Annotated in this window: 3 protein-coding genes; 2 read left to right on the forward strand and 1 reads right to left on the reverse strand. The window is 70.5% G+C overall.

The window, feature by feature from the left end; translation table 11 throughout:
- The coding region (locus BLP29_RS21365; RefSeq protein ID WP_207798646.1) for a hypothetical protein at positions 1 to 262 on the forward strand (262 nt) is incomplete at its 5' end.
- 113 nt (positions 263 to 375) lie between these two features.
- Here the strand turns inward: BLP29_RS21365 and BLP29_RS20500 are convergent.
- Positions 376 to 624 carry a hypothetical protein gene (locus BLP29_RS20500; protein WP_092808099.1) on the reverse strand — a complete coding sequence of 83 codons (249 nt, stop codon included), beginning with the start codon at positions 622 to 624 and terminating at the stop codon, positions 376 to 378.
- Between the two features lie 218 nt (positions 625 to 842).
- On the opposite strand from BLP29_RS20500, the gene BLP29_RS20505 reads away from it, so the two are divergent.
- Positions 843 to 1,259: Panacea domain-containing protein (locus BLP29_RS20505; RefSeq protein ID WP_092808101.1), on the forward strand; the 417-nt coding region annotated here is incomplete at its 3' end.

Consider the following 1,259-nt stretch of genomic DNA (forward strand, 5'->3'; position numbering starts at 1 on the left):
CCTCGAGTTCGCCCCCACCTTCGCCGGTCACGCTGAAGGCGTCGGGGACGCCGTGCTGATCTCGCAGACGTCAGGGCAGACAGCGACCATCACGGGCAACGCTGACGGTCGTTACTTCGGAGTCGCGGGCTACGGCAGCAGCGGTAGCGGGGGGCTGGTCAACACGACCGACCCGTACAGCGGGACCGTCCCCTGGCCGCGCGGGACGAACGTGATCGTTGAGGTGACGGCGACCGGAGGCTGGACCCTCGACGTCCAGTAGTCGTCGCCGTGTCGGCGGCACGTGGGTGGTGCCCGCCTCCGCGGTGCTCGCGGCCAAGAACGCCGCCGTCCCGGTCGCCCGGGCGCCCGGGTACCGCGCCGACGAGTAGTCGGTCAGGGGCAGGGCGAGCCACCCTCGCCGTCGGTCTCGACCTCGCGGCGTAGCCAGTACCGGGTGCCCTCGGTGCCTGCCGGCTCGACGGCGGCGAGCGCCCAGCCCTCGGGCTGCAGCTGCACCAGGTACTCCAGCACGTGCGCTACGCCCCCGTCCTGCGGGGTTCCTCTGTAGGACGAGACCCCGGTGCCCGTCAGCCCGGTGCCCGAGGTGCTGCGGGTGATCAACGCGTGCTCGTAGTTCGTCATGGCCGGGCACCGTGCCAGCCGGGGTCGTGTACACGGAAGTGGACACCACCCCATCGGCGTGTCGTAGCCGATGACCTGGTGCGCACAACACCTGTCATTCCCGCTACATCTGCCTCACGTGTCGCCGATACCACGGCAACCGGTGGTGACGTCAAGCGCTGGGTGGATAACCTGGGGACTGAACCGTTCAGGTAGAGCGATGGGGAAGGGAGGCAACGATGTCGGACAGCAAGGCCGTCGACGTCGCGGCCTACATCCTCGCCCTCGGCCCGCGGACCGCCCACGACCTGCAGAAGCTCGTGTACTTCGCGCAGGCGTGGTCTCTGGCGTGGGACGGTCGGGCGCTGTTCGACGACCGCATCGAGGCCTGGCCGAACGGTCCGGTCGCGCCGCGGCTGTTCCGTGAGCACCGGCTGCAGTACACCGTGCACCGGGTGGCTGGTGACCCCGAGGCGCTTGACGAGCACGACCAGGCTGTCGTCGACGCCGTCGTGGAGTTCTACGGCCGGATGGGGCCGGCGCGGCTGGTCGAGCTGACTCACGAGGACCAGCCGTGGCTCGACGCGCGCGGGGACCTGCCGGCCGACGCGCCGTCGCAGCGGCCCATCACCGGCCAGGCGATGCGCCGCTTCTAC

This window comes from Klenkia marina (assembly GCF_900101025.1).
In the GTDB taxonomy this organism is placed as follows: domain Bacteria; phylum Actinomycetota; class Actinomycetes; order Mycobacteriales; family Geodermatophilaceae; genus Klenkia; species Klenkia marina.